Here is a 17,550-nt window from a genome sequence, read left to right on the forward strand (position 1 = left end):
GATCTTCCGCGGCCTGCAATTTGCGGGCTCGGGCGAAAGGCTGGATCGTCAGGGACGTCATGTCGCTACGTTCCTGACCGCGGGTTTGTCGATGAGCCGGATCCCAGCGCGCCGCAGAAGTCGAGGACGCCGGAGCGCTGGAAGACACCGGTGGCGCGAGCGTCGACAAACTGCCGGTGCTTCACGAGTACCGCCACGACGTCGGCCATCGCCAATGCCTCCTCGAGCTTGTACAGCGGGAGCTCGTGCGCCTCGACATTCGGCTCGACCGCGAGAACATCATAACCCCCGGCGTGTAGCTGCTGCGCCACGGACAGCGCGGGCGACTCTCGCAGGTCGTCGATGTCGGGCTTGAACGCCAGCCCGAGGCACGCGACGCGCGCCTTGCGCCGCGGGCCGCCGCGTGCGTCTGCGGCGGCCTTGATCCGCTCGACGACCCACGCGGTCTTGTCGTTGTTCACCTCGCGCGCGGTGCGGATCAGGCGAGCATTCTCCGGGTCGCGCGCGACGATGAACCACGGGTCGACCGCGATGCAATGCCCGCCGACGCCCGCGCCCGGCTGCAGGATATTGACCCGCGGATGACGGTTCGCCAGCCGGATCAGCTCCCACACGTCGATGCCTTCCTTCTCGCAGATCACGGACAGCTCGTTGGCGAAGGCGATGTTGACGTCGCGAAAGCTGTTCTCTGTCAGCTTGCACATCTCCGCCGTTCGCGCCTCGGTCTGCAGCACGTTGCCGCGCACGAATGTGCGGTAGAAATTGCCGACGACCTCGGTCGCGGCTGGCGTGAGGCCGCCCACCACCCGGTCGTTGTCGAGCAGCTCCGTCATGATCTTGCCGGGCAGTACTCGCTCGGGGCAGTACGCCACGTGCACGCGCGAGACGTCCGCGCCGCCGTCGGCGAGCGCCCGGGCCACTTCCTCCGTCGTGCCGACCGGGGAGGTCGATTCGAGAATGACAAGGTCGCCTGCCTTGACCAGGCCGGCGATCGATCGCGTGGCCGCGAGCACGTAGTCGATGTTCGGCTTCGGGACCGCGCCGCCTTCAGTGAAGGGGGTCGGCACGCAGATGATGTACACATCGCCCGCCTGGGGCGTCGTGTAGGCCTTGAGCCGGCCGGCGGACACCGCGGAGCGCACGAAGGCGTCGAGGTCAGGCTCGACGATGTGGATGCGTCCCGCGTTGATTGTTTCCACGGCATGCGCATTGAGGTCGACGCCGACCACGTCGTAGCCGTGGCTCGCGAGCAGGGCGGCGGTCGGCAGGCCGATGTAGCCGAGGCCGATGACGCAGATCTTCTTGTCTTGCATGGTTCAGAGCGACTCGAGTTTGCGCACGATGCGGGACGCGGCGAGCCCGTCCCCGTACGGGTTGTGGGCGCGCGACATGCGGCGGTAGGCGTCGGCGTCGTCGACCAGCGCGGAAACACTCGCGCTGATGCGCTCGGCGGATGAGCCGACCAGCTGCACCGTGCCGGCCGCCACGGCCTCTGGCCTTTCCGTCACGTTGCGCATCACCAGGACCGGCTTGCCCAGGCTGGGCGCCTCCTCCTGGATGCCGCCGCTGTCGGTCAGCACGAGGTGGCAGTGCTTGAGCAGGAGCACGAACGGGGCGTACGCCAGCGGCGGGATGAGGTGCACGTTGGGCAGGCCGCTGAGCACCTCGCGCACGGGTTGCTGCACATTCGGGTTGAGGTGAACCGGGTACACGAAGTGAACGTCCGGGTGGCGGCGCGAAAGCGACTCGATCGCCGAGACGATGGCGCGGAAGCCGGCCCCGAAGTTCTCGCGGCGATGGCCCGTGATCAGCACGTAACGCCGGCTGCGCCAGTCGAAAGGCAGCAATGCGCCGAGTTCCGCGCCGAGTTGCCCGGCCAGCTCCGGCGTGGCTTCGATGCGCTGCAGCGTGAGCAGCAGCGCATCGATGACCGTGTTGCCGGTGACCTCGATGGCGGCCGGCGCGACGCCCTCGGCGAGCAGGTTGTCGCGCGCCTCGCTCGTCGGCGCGAAGTGCCAGGAGCTGATGCGCGAGGTGGCCTGCCGGTTGAACTCCTCGGGGAACGGCGCGCGCACGTCGTGCGTGCGCAGGCCCGCCTCGACGTGGCCGATGGGGATGCCGGCGTAGAACGCGGCCATCGAGGCCGCCAGCGTGGTGGTCGTGTCGCCGTGCACCAGCACGATGTCGGGACGCCGTGCACGCAGCACATCGCGCATGCCCAGCAGCACGGCCGACGTGACGTCGTAGAGGTCCTGGCCCTCCCGCATCACGTTCAGGTCGACGTCGGGGCTCATGGCGAAGAGGTCCAGCACCTGGTCGAGCATCTGGCGGTGCTGCGACGTGGTGCACAGCACGGTTTCGATGGTGTCCGTGCGTTCACGCAGCGCGAGGTAGACCGGCGCCATCTTGATGGCCTCCGGGCGCGTCCCGAAGGCAAGGAGGATCTTCCTGCGGCTCATCGGCTCTCGGGGCTCTCCGTGGTGGCTTGCGCGTGCGGTGCCGCGACGCCGAGCACCGCCGCGGTCCAGCGCGCCGCAAGCACCCGGCGGCTGAACTGCGTGCGCGCGAGCGTGCGGGCATTCGCGCCCATCACCGGCAGGCGCTCGCGGTGGCGGGCGGCCTCCTCCAGCGCGTCGGCGAATGCCTCGGGGTTGCGCGCAGGCACGCCCCAGCCGCAATCATGCTGCTGCACGAGGTCGGCGACCCAGCCGGGGTAGTTCGTCAGCACCGGCAGGCCGGCCGCGAGGTAGTCGAAGAACTTGTTGGGCGAAGTGCCGTAATAGAAGGCCGGCACGTCCGCAAGGACCTGCAGGCCGATATCGGTGCCCGCCAGCAGGCCGGCGAGCCGAGCCTTGTTGACCGGGGCGAGGAAAACCACGTTGTCCAGGCGCTCCTGCGCGGCGCGGCGCACCAGCGCCGGCTTGAGCTTGCCGTCGCCGACCAGCACGAGCTTGATGTCGGCGCGGCCGCGGCCCTGCAGCACCGCCGCGGCGTCCAGCACGCTGTCCAGCCCGTTCGCGATGCCGTGCGTGCCGGCGAAGACGCACATCAGGTCGCCGGACGCCACCCCCTCGGGGCGCCACGGCTCGGTCTCGGCTGCGAAGATGTCGAGGTCGCAGCCGTTCGGCACCATGTGGATGCGCCCCGGGGGTGTGCCGCGCCTGGCGATCCCTTCGACGATGCCGGGCGACAGGCCCACCAGCGCCGACGCCGACCGGTAGCCGGCGTATTCGAGGACGCCCATCGCGCCGAGCACGACGGGGTTGCGGATGACGCCCATCGCCCGCGGCAATTCCGGCCACAGGTCGCGCACCTCGAAGACGAAGGGCTTGCCGCGCAGCCAGCGGGCGGCAATGCCGGGGAGGGCGGCAGTCAGCGGGGTGCTCGTGGCGAACACCAGGTCGCACGGCTCGCGCAGGGCGAGCAGGATGCTGCGCAGCGCGAAGCGGATGAAGGTCCACGAGCGCTTCGCGAACCCGTCGCTGTTGGAATAGGCCAGGTCGAGTTCGATGACGCGGATGCCGTCGACCATGCCCTGGCGCATGCCGCGCGTGAACGGGCCGTCCAGGCCGGTCGTCGCACCCTTGGCGCTGCCGCACACCATCGTCACCGAATGCCCGTGTTCGACCAGGTGGCGCGCCATCATGTACGAGCGCACCGCGCCGGGCCCCTTGGGCGTGACGAAGTGCTGGTGGAAATAGAGGACCTTCACGCGCGATCCCAGATCAGGCAGCTGTTCACCGTGCCGGGGCGCCCCAGCTCGATCTCCAGCACGGGCAGCGGTGTGTGCTGCAGGTACAGGCGGGACTCGCGGCCTTCGACGATGCGGCAGCCGGCCAGGGCCTCGCCGCAGTCGAACGTGGCGCGAAGGCCCGGCGCCTCGAGGGCGATATGCCCGTCGCGGCGGTCGAGTCGCCACGCGGACGGCTCCAGCCTCCAGCGCAGCACCGCCTTGCGTTCGAATCCTCCGAAATCGTCCTCCACTTGCAGCTTGTCCTCCTGGAGATGCACGCGACGCCGGTGCCATGCACCCTTCGCATCATGGTACCCGGCAATCAGCGACACCCCGTCGCCGTCATCGCTGAATTCGCACTTGCCGTCGCAGCGCAGCCAGTCCCCGAACAGGAAGCGGCCCAGGCGCGGCATCTGGTCGCGGCCGTCGAACTGCACCGTATTATGGCTTTCGGTGCCGGGGAAGTAGCGGTCCCATGGGGCGGGCGCGCTGTAGCTGCAGGTGCCCGCGTCGCGCAGGATGTTGCGGGCGCCGACCCACAGGTCCACGTGCAGGACGTCGGCCTGGCTCGGTCGGAACCGGAACCGCGGATACCGCACGAGCGCCAGGGCAGCGCCGCTGCGAAGCATCGCGAAGCCGCCATCGCGCGCGTCGAGGCTGCCCGGCCCGGCCGGCGTGCCCTGCGCGGGCGGCACCCTCAGCCACAGCAGGACGGCGTCATGTCGCGATCCGTCGTAGGCGCGCGTGCCGCTGAAGAGCGCCGTCGCAGCCTGCACCGAGGGCCGGAAGTCGCGGTCGCAGCCATCGAACAGGGGCCACAGGCATGCGCCGTCGTTCGCGCCCACGTTGGGCGCATCGCCGCTGCCCGGCTCCACGGCACTCGCCGCCCAGCGCGCAGCGCTGGCGGCGCGTTGCGCGAAGGCCGGCGAGAACGCGGCGCAGCCCAGCGCGCGGCGCCAGGCTTCGGCGAGGCAGAGCGTGTCGAGCAGCACGCGATGGTAGGTGACGGAGTACTGGCTGAAGGTCCCCTGCTCACCCACGAGCCGTGCGACGCGCTCTTCGAGCAGCCGGCGGCCGGTGCGTGCGAAGTCGCCGGCGCGCGCGTCGCCGGCCGCTTCGAGCCAGGTGCCGCCGACGAAGAGCGCGCAGGCTTCGGACGTGCCGTGGTTGTTGTCCTGCGCGCGCGCGTAGGCCACCGTCGGCAGGATGCGCCGCAGGTGCATGACGACGAAGTCCGCCGCGCCGGGGGAAAGCTCGTTCGGGGTGCCCAGGACCAGGGCGGCGCCCGCGAGCCGCATGACACGGATGGAGGCTTCCTGCCCGCACTTCCAGTTCGGGCCCGTGTAGGGCGGGTTGTCGCGGCACCAGTCGGCCAGCCATGCGTTCAGGCGATCCAGCATGCCCGCCTCGCCGAGAGCGGCGCGCTGCGCGAATGCCAGCACCCAGTCCATGCGCGAGCATTCCCACACCAGTTTCACGTCACCCGCGGCGGGGTCGAAGTCCGGGATCTCCCACCACGGCCGGTCGGCGCGCGGCCAGCGCACGCCCGTGACGGGATGGGAGCGCCATTGCGGAAGGCGGTGGGCGATCTCGAGGTGCCCGAACAGGACAGTGTGCTCGACCCAGTTGCGTCCCGGCGGCGGGCAACCCGGCAAGGCAGGGTGCGCCCGGGTGAAGAAGGGACCCTGCGGCACCGGGGCGCGGACTCGCTGCACGGGGTGCAGGCCGCTGCGCAGGCCGGCGCGGTACAGCGCGACGCGCAGCACGTTCGCCGGCCCGAGCGCGAAAAGGGTCCGCGCGCGCGTTGCGAACCGCGTCATTGCTGCCGCAGGATCCGCGCGGCTTCGAGCGTGACCCGCGCAACCTCCAGGATCTCGCCGGCGGGGATGGCCGGCCCGCCCTCGCGCAGCCCCGCGATGAACGCGGCAACGCACGCGGCCTGGCCCTTGTCCTGCCGCCAGAGGTTCATCTTGCCGAACCCGGGCCAGCCATAGCCGCGCAGCGACCTGAAGTTGTCAAGCTGCAGCACGCGCTGGGCGGCGAACACCTCGATGCGCTCCTTCGGGAACCGGTTCGAGCCGTTGGCCAGGTAATGGATGGTTCCGAACGAGCCGTCCTCGAAACCGAGGGTGATGGCGGCCTTGTCCTCCGTCACCGGCACAGCCGGCGTGTCCCCCATGCGCCGTGCCTGGACCGAGACGATCGGCGAGCCGGCGAGGTAGCGCATGAGGTCGATGTGGTGGCAGGCCTCGCCCACGATGCGGCCGCCGCCGGCGTCGGCATCCTGGGTCCAGTGGCTCTGCGCGATCGCGCCGGCGTTCATCAGCATCATGAAGCACTTGGGCTCGGCCAGCGGCTCCAGCAGCTCCTTCATCCTGCGCACGTGCGGCGAGAAGCGCCGATTGAAGCCCACCATCAACTGGGGCGCGCCGCCGGCGGCCGCCGCGCACTCGCGCAGCGCCCCCTCGACGAGCGCCAGGCCTTCCTCGTCGACGGCCAATGGCTTCTCCACGAAGACGTGCTTGCCGGCCCGCAACGCACGGGCGACCAGCTGCGCATGGCTGTCGTGGCGGGTGGCGACCACGACGGTCTCGCAGGCGGCGCCCTCAAAGACGCTCGCGAGGTCGGTCGTGGCTTGCTCGAAGCCCGACTTGCCGGCTTCGACCGCTGCGCTTACGCCGGTGTTGCTGGCGATCGTGTGCAGCCGCGCGCCGGCCGCACGGAAGGCCGGGATGAGGACGCGGGTGCCATAGTTGCCCGCGCCGACGAAAGCGAACGAAGGCGCCCCCGAAGGCGGCGTCGCCGTCCTGGCCGGCAGCGCGACCGTCGTCTCCAGCCGGCCTTCGTCCGGGTGGGCATAGCGCATGACGATGCCCAGCACGCCGGGGTCGTCGGTCAGCGCGGCGTACGCCTCGGTCGCGGCCTCGAAGTCGAACCGGTGCGTCACGAGCGAGCTCGGGTCGAGCTGGCCCGCGGCCATCAGGTCGAGCACGGCTTCGAAGTTGCGCTGCTCGGTCCAGCGCACGAAGCCCACGGGGTAGTCCCGCCCCTGTTCCTCGTAAGCCGGGTCATAGCGGCCGGGCCCATAAGAGCAGGACACCTGGAACGTGAGTTCCTTCTCGTAGAAATCCGCGCGGTTCAGCTCGAGGCCCGTGACGCCGACCAGCACGATGCGCCCGCGCTTGCGGCACATGCGCGCGGCCTGGGTGACAGGGTCGGACGACCTGGTGCTGGCGGCGACGATCACGCCGTCGACGCCGCGGCCGCGGCTGAAGGCGAGCGCGGCGGCCATGGGGTCTTCGCCGCCTCGCAGGCTGCGCGTCTCGGCGCCGAACGCGGCGGCCCGCGCCAGCTTCGCTTCGTCGTAATCGAGCGCCAGCACGCGGCAGCCGTGGGCCCGCAGCAATTGGACGGTCAGCAGGCCGATCAGTCCCACCCCGCTGACGACGAAGGCCTCGCCGGCGGTGGGCTGGGCCAGCCGCAGGCTCTGCAGCCCGATGCTCGCGACGACGGTGAATGCCGCCGACTCGTCCGGCACGCCGTCGGGGATGCGCGCGCACAGGTTCGCCGCGACCGTCACGACGTCTGCGTGCGAGCCGTTGGAGACGACACGGTCACCCGGGCGAAAGCCGGTGACGCCGGCGCCGACGGCGGCGACGATGCCCACGTTGCTGTAGCCCAGCGGAATCGGCTGCGCCAGCTTGGAGCGAACCGACTCGAGGGTGGACACCAGCCCGTCGGTGCGCACTTTGTCGAGGACCTGGCGGACCTTCTCGGGCTGCTGCCGCGCCTTCTCGAGCAGGTTGGAGCGGCCGAACTCGACCAGCATGCGCTCGGTGCCGGCGGAGATCAGGCTCGCTCGCGTGAGCACCTGCACCTGGCCGGGCTTGGGCCGCGGCGCGGGCGCGTGCACGAGCTGCGTCTCGCCGTTGCCCAGGTTCTGCATCAGTTGTCTCATCGGGATTCAGGCGAGCCGCGCGGGCCGGTCGTAGCTGATCAGTACGGCCCGGAAGGGCCCCTTGAACACGAACATGCTGCCGGCGGCGGCACCCACGACGCCGACGGCGTCGATCAGCTCCTGCATGTGCTGCACGTTGCCCGCGCCGCCGACGAAGGTCAGCGGGATCGAGACGGCGGCACGGACCTGCCGCGCGAGATCGAGGTCGTAGCCGGCCATCTCGCCGTCGCGGTCGATCGAATTGATCACCAGCTCGCCGGCGCCGAGGTCCTCGGCCTGGCGGCAGAACTCGAGCAGCGGCGTGCGGTGCTTCTCGCGGCCGTTGAGCGAATGGATCGTGTAACCCGCAAGCAGCCGGTTGCGCCTCACGTCGATCGTGACCACCACGCTCTGCGTGCCCACGGCCTGCGCCATTTCGCGCACGAGGGCCGGCCGCGCCAGCGCCGCGGCGCTGACCGACACCTTCTCGAAGCCCGAGGAGATGATCTTCACGGCCTCGTCCGCATGGGTCACCCCGCCGCCGTAGCAAAGCGGCATGCGCGACTCGATGGCCAGGCTGCGCAGGCGCTTGAAGTCGGGCGGGCGCCGCTTCGCCGAGGCGTCGATGTCGAGGAACATCAGCTCGTCGACCTGTTTCTCGTTGAAGATCTTGACCGCGTTGAGCGGGTCGCCCACGTACTTCGGCGCGCCGAACCCGCGGGTCTTCACCAGGCCGCCGTCCTGCATCAGCAGGCAAGGGACGATGCGCGATCGCAGCATGCTAGAGCTTCGCGAAATTGAGGAAGACCCGCACGCCGTTCGCGTGGCTCTTCTCGGGATGGAACTGGATGCCGTACACGTTGCCCTGCGCGACCACGCAATGCAGCGGCTCGCCGTACTGCGCCGTCGCGAGGCTGCGGCCGGGCGCGTCGACGTGAAAGCAGAAACTGTGCAGGAAATAGAAGCCGCGTTGCGTGTCGACGCCTTCCAGCAACGGGGAAGCCTCGCGCACGTCGAGCGAATTCCAGCCCATGTGCGGCAGCAGGGGCGGGCGCGTGAGCCGGGACGTGTCGATGCGCTTGACCATGCCCTGGACCCAGCCGAGGCCGGCACGCTCGCCTTCCTCGCTGCCGGCGGCAAGCACCTGCATGCCCACGCAGATGCCCAGCAGGGGCTTGCCGCGGCCTTGCACCTGCTCGCGCAGCGTGTCGAGGAAGCCGGATTCCTCGATCAGGCGCATGGTGGTGTCGAACGCGCCGACGCCGGGCAGAATGTAGCGGTCGGACTGCGCGAGTTCCGCGGGGTCGCGCGTGATCCGGTGCGGGACGTTCAGCGCCTTGTAGATGTCGGCGATCGCATGGATGTTCCCGGAGCCGTAATCGATGATGCCGATCACCGCTTCACCGCCTTCTCCACGCCGAGCAGCTTGAGGACCTTCGCGCCGAGCTCGAAGATGTACCGCTGGTTGCGGTAGTCGCGGAACGTCTTCTTCGGCATCTCGTGGTAGTGGCGCAGCTCCTCGGGGGTGATGCCCAGCTTGGTCGCGATGTACTCGAAGTCGGCAGCGATGGTTTCGGGGTCGTAGGCGGGCGACTCCAGCCTTGCGAGGGCGTCCTCGCGCTTCATCTGCCCGGTGAGGATCAGGCTGGAGAACTGCACGCGGCGCGTGTCGTAGCCGAAGCGGGTGGGCAGCCAGTAGCCCTCGTAGAAGCGCGTGAAGCGCGACTCGAAGTGCTTCTGGGGGTAGGCCTTCCAGCCGTACACCGCGGAAAGCGTCTCGACGGCCTTCTCCTTGGTGTAGGGCAGGTAGTTCAGCGGCTTGATGACCTGGATGCCGCGCACGTAGCGCAGGTAGATCTTGTGGAAGAAGATGCTGCTGAACGGGTAGGTGGTCAGCGGCCGCGTGCCGAAGCGGCCGTGGATGTCGCGCAGCTGCGCCATGTCCGTGCCGTAATAGAGCCACTCCAGCGGGTTGCGCACGCACTCGGTCGCGAAGTTGCCGCCGTTGAGGATGTACTTGATCCTGTGCTTGTGCGCGAAGTGGTACAGCGTGGCCACGAAGGCGTGGTCCTGCGGGATGTCCAGGTGCGGCACGCCGGCCTTGAAGAAGGCGAGCTGGAAGTCCCGCATCTCCTCCCAGTTGATCACCTCCGTGTACAGGTCCAGCCCGAGCTTGTCCACCAGCACGTGGATGTTGTTGACGGCGATCTCGGAGTTCCAGCCGCCGTCGACATGGAACACGAGCGGGCGCATCCCGAATTCGGTGACCGCCAGGTGCAGCAGGTACGAGCTGTCGAGCCCGCCGCTCAGGCCGATGATCGAATCGAACTGGGCGCCCTTGCCGGCCTTGCGGATCTGCTGGATCTGCTCCTGGAACATCCGCTGGCCCGTCTCGTCCGGGTGCCAATGAGGCGCGACGTCGTTGCGAAAGGTCAGGCAATGGTCGCATACGCCCTGGGCGTCGAACACGATCGAGCTGTCGCTCGTGTCCATCACGCAGTTCGTGCAGATCTGGTACGGGCGGCTCATCCCAACACCCGTACGTACTTGCGATATTCCTTGTGCGAGGCTTTCGCCAAGGCCCACCATGTTCGGCTTGGCAGCTGGCTCAGTGTGGAATGCCATCGGTGCGTGACTCTCAGTGCCGGAGTGTACAAGAGCTTTTCGCCCGCCTCGGACAGCTGCAGGCTGAGGAAGTACTCCTCGTAGACGAGGAACGTGCGGGCGGGCAGCTCCGTGAAAAGGCGGAAATAGCGCGGCGTGAGCAGGTAGCAGGAGCCGTGGCCCTGGTAGATCGTCTGCTCCACGCGCCACTGCAGTTCATCGGGACGGTCCACGAGGCTGCGCAGCAGGCGCGCGGCCAGCAGGACGAGCCGGCCGACGTAGTAGTTGGAGTAATACACGTCGTACATGAACTCGCGGAACCGCCCGATGCCCGAGATGACGTGCGGGTTCTGGTGCTCGCCGTCCTCCGTCACGATGTCCGGGGAGATCACCGGGTAGGCGCCGAGCGCGGCCGAGTGCTGCTCCACGCGGTCGCAGAAGTCGGCGTCGAAGAGCAGGTCGTTGTTGCCGACGACCATCCACTCGATCCCGGGGTCGAGGGCCCGCAGCGCGCGCAACCCGGTGTTCAGCCCCGCGAAGTAGCCGAGGTTCTCCTCGTTGAAGATCAACGTCACTTCCGGCACGCCGCAAAGCGCGTCGCGCAGCAGGTCGCGCGCAGGCTGCTGCGACGCGTTGTCGACGACCGCGATGCGAATCTCGTGGCCGCGGTTGGCTAGCAGCGTCTTCACGGCGTCCACCGTCACCGCCGAGTTGTTGTAGTTGGTGCAGACGTAGCCGAGCTTCATGGAGGGTCTCTGGATACCAACAGTCCGGGGTTGATGTCGATATCTTCTTGTGGCTTGAAATCGGCAGGCCCGCCAGCCCGGCGCGTTCCCGGCAATCTCGGCGAACCTGCGCCGGAGCTGGCAGGCAGCGGGGATCGCCGCCGGCCGCGCAGGCGGCCGGCTGACGGCGGCGCCCGTTCAAACGTTCCTGAACCGCTCCGAGTAAGGGTCGGCGATGATGCCGCTGCGCATCAGCCGCGTGATTTCCCGCACACCGTCCGGCACGCGGCGCGTGATCGAGAAGCCGAGCACGCTGCGGATCTTGTCGCAGTTCACGCGGTAGTCGCGGGGGTCTTCGGTGCGTTCGACGTAGATCGCCTCGGCGCCGGGGACTTCCTTCTGGATGACTTCCATGAGCATTCTCTTGGTGTAGTTCTCCGACGTGTCGCCGACGTTGAACACCTCCGAGCGCACCTTCTCCTGTGGCGCCTCGAGCGTCGCGATCACGGAGCGCGCGAGGTCGTTCACGTGGCAGTAGGGCCGGTTGAACTGCGGGCCCCAGATTTCCTGCTTGCCCGTCATGCACACGTTGCGCGCGAACTCGTTGACGGTCAGGTCGAAGCGGATGCGCGGGGAGAAGCCGTACACCGTCGAGAAGCGCAGCGGCGTGGCGCAGACTGCGCTGCCCTTGCGGTCCTCCAGCAGGAACTTCTCGAACTTCACCTTCAGTTCGGCGTAGAGCGAGACGGGCCGCAGCTCGGACTGCTCGTCCACGTAGGCGTCAGGATCCGCCATCTTGCCGTAGTTGCTGCAGGTCGAGGCGAAGACGAAGCGGCCCACGCGCGCCTTCTCGGCCTCATCGAACAGCTGCACGGCCGCGCCCCAGTTCACCTCGCGCGCTTCGTCCGGGAACTTCGAGCAGGCCGGGTCGCCGACGATCGCCGCGAGGTGCGCGACGGCGTCCACGCCGTCCAGCGCCTTGCGCACGTCGGCGGCCTCGCGCACGTCACCTTTCATGAACTGGAAGGACGGGTCCTGCGCCACCTCGTACAAGGCCTCGCCGCCGAACTTGAGCGAGTCGAGCACTCGCACGCGATAGCCGCCGGCGAGCAGCAGCCGCACGAGCACGGAACCGATATAGCCGGCACCGCCGGTCACAAGCACAGTTTTCAAGGTTTCTCCTGTATCGAACCGGAAATGTAGACGAGTTTGAACCCCGCGAGCGGCCGCGTCACGTGCCAAGCAGCACATCCCGCAGTTCGGGCGGCGGCTCGGGCAGGTCCTTGAAGACGCGGAACACCAGCCCGGTATCGGGCCGCACGACGAGGATGGCGGTGACCACGATCACCTTGATGTAGACGGCCAGGGAGGCGTTCTCGTAGTACCAGCGCTCCAGCTGTCCCTTGTAGGGGCCGACCACGCGGTAGTAGAACGCGAGCGGGTCCTGTGAGCCGTGGAGGATTTCCTCCTCGTTGCGGAACACCATGGAGCCCAGGCCGCTCAGGCCCGGGCGCAGCCGCTTGATGATTTCCTGCGTCTGCGGGTCGTACGTCTCGAACGCCTTGCGCACGAGCGGCCGCGGGCCGACGACGCTCATGTCGCCGAAAAGGATGTTGAGCAGCTGCGGCAGCTCGTTGATCTTCGTCTTGCGCAGGAAACCGCCCACCGGGAGGATGCGCGGGTCGTCGCGCACCGTGACCGTGCCGGCGCCGATGTTCGGGCTGTCCTTGAGCATCGTGGCGAACTTCAGGACGCCGAATTCGCGTCCACCCATTCCCACCCGGGGCTGCACGTAGAAGACCTCGCCTTCGCCGGTGAGCCGCAGCAGCAGCGCCACCGGCAGCAGCAGCGGCGAGAGGACGAGCAGTGCGGCGGCGGAGAGCACGATGTCCGCCAACCGCTGCAGTGCACGCGCGGCACGACGCATCGAAGCCATGTCAGCGCGGGTCGGGAACGCTCGAGGAGATGTTCACGACCCTCTGTTCGAGCTCGAGCGAGTTCACGAGGTCGTCACGCTGGCACGCACTGAACATCGGCAGGTGGTTCATCAGCGTCCAGATCGGGCGCGTCATCACGCCTTGGTCGTTGGTGTAGCGCAGGAACTCGTCACGCTCCGCTTTCGACTCCAGGAGGATCGCATTGAGCCAGTGGTTCGAGCGGGTGCCCGCACGCGCCTGGAGGAACGGGATGCCGAGGCCCGAGAAGAAGGCTGCATAGCGCCTGGCGATGCCCTGCTTGGTTTCAAGGAAGCCAGGCAGCTGTTCCATCTGTGCGCAGCCCAACGCCGCATTGAGGTTCGGCATGCGGTAGTTGTAGCCCACCTCGTCGTGGAAGAACTCATAAGGGTGCGGCCTCTTGGCCGTCGTGGTGAGGTGCTTCGCGCGCTTGGCGATCTCCTCGTCGTTCGTGATGATCGCGCCCCCGCCGCCGGTGGTGATGACCTTGTTGCCGTTGAAGCTGAGGGTCCCGATCGCGCCGATCGTGCCCGTGTGACGCTCGCCCACGTAGCTGCCGAGCGACTCGGCCGCGTCTTCGATCACCGGGATGCCGAACTCCGAACACACCTTCACGATCTCGTCGATGCGGCAAGGTAGCCCGAAAGTGTGCATCGGCACGCAGGCTGCAACGCGGCGTCCGGTCGTGCGGTTCACGGCCTTGCCGTCGCGCACGACCACATTCGCCTCGAGGAAGCGCGCGACGGCGGTCGGGCTCATCCCGAGCGTGTCTTTGTCGACGTCCACAAAGACCGGGTGGGCATGGCAATAACTCAGCGCGTTGCAGGTGGCGACGAACGTCAGCGGCTGGGTCATTACCTCGTCGTCCGGGCGCACGCCGGCGAGTACCAGCGCGATGTGGAGCGCGGCGGTGCCGTTCACCGCCGCGATCGCGAAACGCGCACCGGTGAAGGATGCAAGTTGCTGTTCCAGGTCATTCACCCGCTGGCCGACCGACGAGACGAAGTTCGAGTCGATGCATTCCGCCAGGTACTTCTTCTCGTTGCCGGCGAAGACGGGGCGGTGCAGGGGGATGAAGTCGGGCCCATAGATGCCGCGGACGAACTCGACGATTCGTTCTTTGTGGTGGAGCGCGCTGTTCATGATTCGTTGCTCATCATACATTGCCGACATCGGCGTCAACTTGCCGCACCAATTCAGGGCCTATCTACGGATCTGCGCATCCAGTCAGTGAACTAATATGGTGCGCACTCTGCATAAGCACCAAAACCGGGAGTCGCAAGGTTCGCCCCTGCAAGTGAGCCACATGGCAACGGTGAAACGGTCGCTAAATCAACGACAATCCCCCCGCTCAGCCGCAGCCGCCATGCACCAGCTTTGGCACAGAACCTGCATCCACAGCCGCGCACAATCCAATCAACAACCCCCATCCCTGGAGAAACCTGATGGCAGCCAAGACCGTCGCAGACGTGATGAAGATGGTGAAGGAGAACGAGGTCAAGTTCGTTGACTTCCGCTTCACCGACACTCGCGGCAAGGAGCAGCACGTGACCGTGCCGATCTCCGCTTTCGACGAAGACAAGTTCCAGTCCGGCCACGCTTTCGACGGCTCGTCGATCGCGGGCTGGAAGGGCATCGAGGCATCCGACATGCTGCTCATGCCCGACCCCAACACGGCCAACATCGACCCGTTCTACGAAGAGACCACGCTGTTCCTCTCGTGCGACGTGCTGGAGCCGGGCGACGGCAAGGCCTACGAGCGCGACCCGCGCTCGCTCGCGCGCCGCGCCGAGGCGTACCTCAAGGCCTCCGGTCTGGGCGACACGGCCTTCTTCGGCCCGGAGCCCGAGTTCTTCATCTTCGACGACGTGCGCTGGGGCGCGGGCCCCGAGGGCTCCTTCGTGGAGATCGACGAGTACGAAGCCCCCTGGAACACCGGCAAGAAGATCGAAGGCGGCAACCGTGGCCACCGTCCCACCGTCAAGGGCGGCTACTTCCCCGTGCCCCCGGTCGACAGCACGCAGGACATGCGCGCCGAGATGTCCCTGATCCTCGAGTCGCTGGGCATCCCGGTCGAGGTGTTCCACCACGAAGTGGCGGGCGCCGGCCAGAACGAGATCGGCACCAAGTTCAGCACGCTGGTGCAGCGCGCCGACTGGACGATGCTGCTCAAGTACGTCGTGCACAACGTCGCCAACGCCTACGGCAAGACGGCCACGTTCATGCCGAAGCCCGTCGTGGGCGACAACGGCTCGGGCATGCACGTGCACCAGTCCGTGTGGAAGGACGGCAAGAACCTGTTCGCCGGCGAAGGCTATGCCGGCCTGTCGGAGTTCGCGCTGTACTACATCGGCGGCATCATCAAGCACGCCCGCGCGCTCAACGCCATCACCAACCCCGGCACCAACAGCTACAAGCGCCTGGTGCCCGGCTTCGAAGCCCCGGTGAAGCTGGCGTACTCCGCCCGCAACCGCTCTGCGTCCATCCGCATCCCGTACGTGGCGAACCCGAAGGGCCGCCGTATCGAAGTGCGCTTCCCGGACCCCACCTGCAACCCGTACTTCGCGTTCTCCGCGATGCTGATGGCGGGCCTGGACGGCGTGGAGAACAAGATTCACCCGGGCGAGGCCGCAACCAAGGACCTGTACCACCTGCCGCCGGAAGAGGACGCGAAGATCCCGACCGTGTGCCACAGCCTGGACCAGGCCCTCGAGTGCCTCGACAACGACCGCGCCTTCCTCACCAAGGGCGGCGTGTTCACCGACGGCCTGATCGATGCGTACATCGAGCTGAAGATGCAGGAAGTCACGCGTTTCCGCATGACGACCCATCCCATCGAGTTCGACATGTACTACTCGCTGTAAAGCGCAGGCACCGTTGCAAAAAGCCCGCTTCGGCGGGCTTTTTCCTTTACAGGTCAAGAACTTATGGAACTTTTTTGATTTTGGTTCATACTCATAGACCGTCCTCTGCAAGGGGTAGGTCATGAAATCGATAGTTGTCCCCGTCGCCACGTTCGTCCTCGCCGCCGCAGCCCACGCCCAGTCCGCGCCCAAGCCCGACAGCACCATCTGGCGCTGCGGCAACAGCTACACCAACGACGCCGCCGAGGCGAAGACCAAGGGCTGCAAGCCTGTCGAAGGCGGCAACGTCACCATCGTGCAGGGCACGCGTGTCAACACCAACGGCGTGAAGGTCGCCACCGCCCCGCAGGCCCGCTCGGGGGCCAGCGAGGACCAGAAGGCGCGCGACGCCGATTCGCGGGCCATCCTCGAAGCCGAACTGAAGAAGGCCGAAGCCAAGCGCGAAGAGCTGGTCAAGGAATACAACAACGGCGAACCCGAGAAGCTGGGCCCCGAGCATCGCAACCACGCCAAGTACATCGAGCGCGTCGCCAACCTCAAGGACAGCATCGCGCGCACCGAGAACGACATCGCGGGCATCCGCCGCGAGCTCGCCCGCGTGGGCGGCGGCACGGTTCCTGCAAAGCAATGAGGCCTTGACGCCTCCCTACGCCAGCACTCCCCGTTTCCAGGCCTTCGACCTGCTGGCCACACTGGTGGCCGTGGTCCGCGGCGACGGCCGCATCGTCTTCGCCAACTCCGCTCTGGAGGACGCCCTCGGCTCCTCGCGGCGCACGATCGAAGGCTCCTCGTTCCCCAACTTCTTCACGCGCCCCGACGTCCTGCGCGTCGCGCTCGACGGCGCCAGCCGCAACGAGTACGCCGCCCTTCGCTACGACGCGCAGTTGGCCCGCGCCAGCGGCGAGCCGTTGCCCGTGCATGTGGTGCTGGCGCAGACCGAAGTGGGCGACGACGAGTTCGTCGTCGAGCTGCTGCCGCTCGAGGCGCAGTCCAAGCAGGAGCGCGAGGAGCGCATGATCGACCAGGCCGAGGCGAACAAGGAGCTCATTCGCAACCTTGCGCACGAGATCAAGAACCCGCTGGGCGGCATCCGCGGCGCGGCGCAGCTGCTGGAGATGGAGGTCGACGGCGGCCTGAAGGACTACACCAAGGTCATCATCCACGAGGCGGACCGGCTGCAGACACTGGTCGATCGCCTGCTCGCGCCGCATCGCAAGCCGCACGTCGTGGGCGACGTCAACATCCACGAGGTGTGCGAGCGCGTCCGCTCGCTCGTGCTGGCCGAGTTCCCCAAGGGCCTCGCGGTCGTTCGCGACTACGACGCGTCGATCCCCGAGTTCCGCGGCGACCGCGAGCAGTTGATCCAGGCCGTGCTGAACATCGCGCACAACGCCTGCCAGGCGCTGGCCGAGCGCATCGCCGCCGGCGACGCGGAGCTCGTGTTCCGCACGCGCATCGCGCGGCAGGTCACTTTCGGCAAGCAGCGCTATCGCTTGGCACTGGAATTGCATGTCATCGACAACGGGCCCGGCGTGCCCGAATCGATCAAGGACCGCATCTTCTACCCGCTGGTTTCGGGGCGCGACGGCGGTTCGGGGCTCGGGTTGACGCTTGCACAGACGTTCGTGCAGCAGCACCATGGCCTCATCGAATGCGACAGCGTGCCGGGGAGGACGGATTTCACGGTGTTGATACCGTTGCCGTAAACAAGGACTCGAGGAAACAAAGGCCA

At 67.7% G+C, this 17,550-nt stretch carries 15 protein-coding genes; 3 read left to right on the top strand and 12 right to left on the bottom strand.

Annotated elements, in window-relative coordinates; translation table 11 throughout:
* Positions 1-65: 65 nt before the first annotated feature.
* From wecC to H8R02_RS20880, 12 genes are all read right to left on the bottom strand, one after another.
* Positions 66-1,313 (bottom strand): UDP-N-acetyl-D-mannosamine dehydrogenase, encoded by a 1,248-nt coding sequence (gene wecC / locus H8R02_RS20825; RefSeq protein ID WP_187083412.1) that lies wholly within the window; start codon positions 1,311-1,313, stop codon positions 66-68.
* A 3-nt stretch (positions 1,314-1,316) separates the two neighbouring features.
* On the bottom strand, positions 1,317-2,459 hold the full coding sequence (gene wecB / locus H8R02_RS20830) for a non-hydrolyzing UDP-N-acetylglucosamine 2-epimerase (RefSeq protein WP_187083413.1): 1,143 nt from the start codon (positions 2,457-2,459) through the stop codon (positions 1,317-1,319).
* Positions 2,456-3,712 (bottom strand): glycosyltransferase family 4 protein, encoded by a 1,257-nt coding sequence (locus tag H8R02_RS20835; protein ID WP_187083414.1) that lies wholly within the window; start codon positions 3,710-3,712, stop codon positions 2,456-2,458. The genes wecB and H8R02_RS20835 overlap by 4 nt, the downstream gene beginning before the upstream one ends.
* A complete protein-coding gene (locus H8R02_RS20840) occupies positions 3,709-5,553 on the bottom strand; it encodes a heparinase II/III family protein (protein ID WP_187083415.1) in 1,845 nt (614 codons plus the stop codon). Before H8R02_RS20840 ends, H8R02_RS20835 begins: the two co-directional genes overlap by 4 nt.
* Positions 5,550-7,679 carry a bi-domain-containing oxidoreductase gene (locus H8R02_RS20845; RefSeq protein ID WP_255429457.1) on the bottom strand — a complete coding sequence of 710 codons (2,130 nt, stop codon included), beginning with the start codon at positions 7,677-7,679 and terminating at the stop codon, positions 5,550-5,552. Before H8R02_RS20845 ends, H8R02_RS20840 begins: the two co-directional genes overlap by 4 nt.
* An 18-nt stretch (positions 7,680-7,697) precedes the next feature.
* The gene (locus H8R02_RS20850; protein WP_187083417.1) at positions 7,698-8,450 is read right to left on the bottom strand and encodes an AglZ/HisF2 family acetamidino modification protein; all 753 of its coding nucleotides are present in this window, start codon (positions 8,448-8,450) and stop codon (positions 7,698-7,700) included.
* A gap of 1 nt (position 8,451) precedes the next feature.
* On the bottom strand, positions 8,452-9,066 hold the full coding sequence (hisH, locus tag H8R02_RS20855; RefSeq protein ID WP_187083418.1) for an imidazole glycerol phosphate synthase subunit HisH: 615 nt from the start codon (positions 9,064-9,066) through the stop codon (positions 8,452-8,454).
* On the bottom strand, positions 9,063-10,199 hold the full coding sequence (locus tag H8R02_RS20860) for an N-acetyl sugar amidotransferase (protein WP_187083419.1): 1,137 nt from the start codon (positions 10,197-10,199) through the stop codon (positions 9,063-9,065). Before H8R02_RS20860 ends, hisH begins: the two co-directional genes overlap by 4 nt.
* Positions 10,196-11,020, bottom strand: a complete 825-nt coding sequence (locus tag H8R02_RS20865) for a glycosyltransferase family 2 protein (protein WP_187083420.1) — start codon at positions 11,018-11,020, stop codon at positions 10,196-10,198. The genes H8R02_RS20860 and H8R02_RS20865 overlap by 4 nt, the downstream gene beginning before the upstream one ends.
* Before the next feature lie 177 nt (positions 11,021-11,197).
* The gene (locus H8R02_RS20870) at positions 11,198-12,163 is read right to left on the bottom strand and encodes an NAD-dependent epimerase/dehydratase family protein (protein ID WP_354004960.1); all 966 of its coding nucleotides are present in this window, start codon (positions 12,161-12,163) and stop codon (positions 11,198-11,200) included.
* 67 nt (positions 12,164-12,230) lie between these two features.
* Complete coding sequence (locus H8R02_RS20875) at positions 12,231-12,935, bottom strand: sugar transferase (protein ID WP_255429458.1); 705 nt, start codon at positions 12,933-12,935, stop codon at positions 12,231-12,233.
* Position 12,936: 1 nt separating this feature from the next.
* Positions 12,937-14,097 carry a LegC family aminotransferase gene (locus H8R02_RS20880; protein ID WP_187083422.1) on the bottom strand — a complete coding sequence of 387 codons (1,161 nt, stop codon included), beginning with the start codon at positions 14,095-14,097 and terminating at the stop codon, positions 12,937-12,939.
* A gap of 302 nt (positions 14,098-14,399) precedes the next feature.
* Here H8R02_RS20880 and glnA point away from each other — a divergent pair, with 302 nt between their 5' ends.
* From glnA to glnL, 3 genes are all read left to right on the top strand, one after another.
* A complete protein-coding gene (gene glnA, locus H8R02_RS20885) occupies positions 14,400-15,818 on the top strand; it encodes a type I glutamate--ammonia ligase (RefSeq protein ID WP_187083423.1) in 1,419 nt (472 codons plus the stop codon).
* 121 nt (positions 15,819-15,939) lie between these two features.
* Complete coding sequence (locus tag H8R02_RS20890; protein WP_187083424.1) at positions 15,940-16,449, top strand: hypothetical protein; 510 nt, start codon at positions 15,940-15,942, stop codon at positions 16,447-16,449.
* A 4-nt stretch (positions 16,450-16,453) separates the two neighbouring features.
* A complete protein-coding gene (gene glnL / locus H8R02_RS20895) occupies positions 16,454-17,524 on the top strand; it encodes a nitrogen regulation protein NR(II) (protein ID WP_187083425.1) in 1,071 nt (356 codons plus the stop codon).
* The last annotated feature ends 26 nt before the right edge of the window (positions 17,525-17,550 follow it).

Origin of the sequence: Ramlibacter albus (assembly GCF_014297445.1) — a bacterium.
Lineage (GTDB): Bacteria > Pseudomonadota > Gammaproteobacteria > Burkholderiales > Burkholderiaceae_C > Ramlibacter > Ramlibacter albus.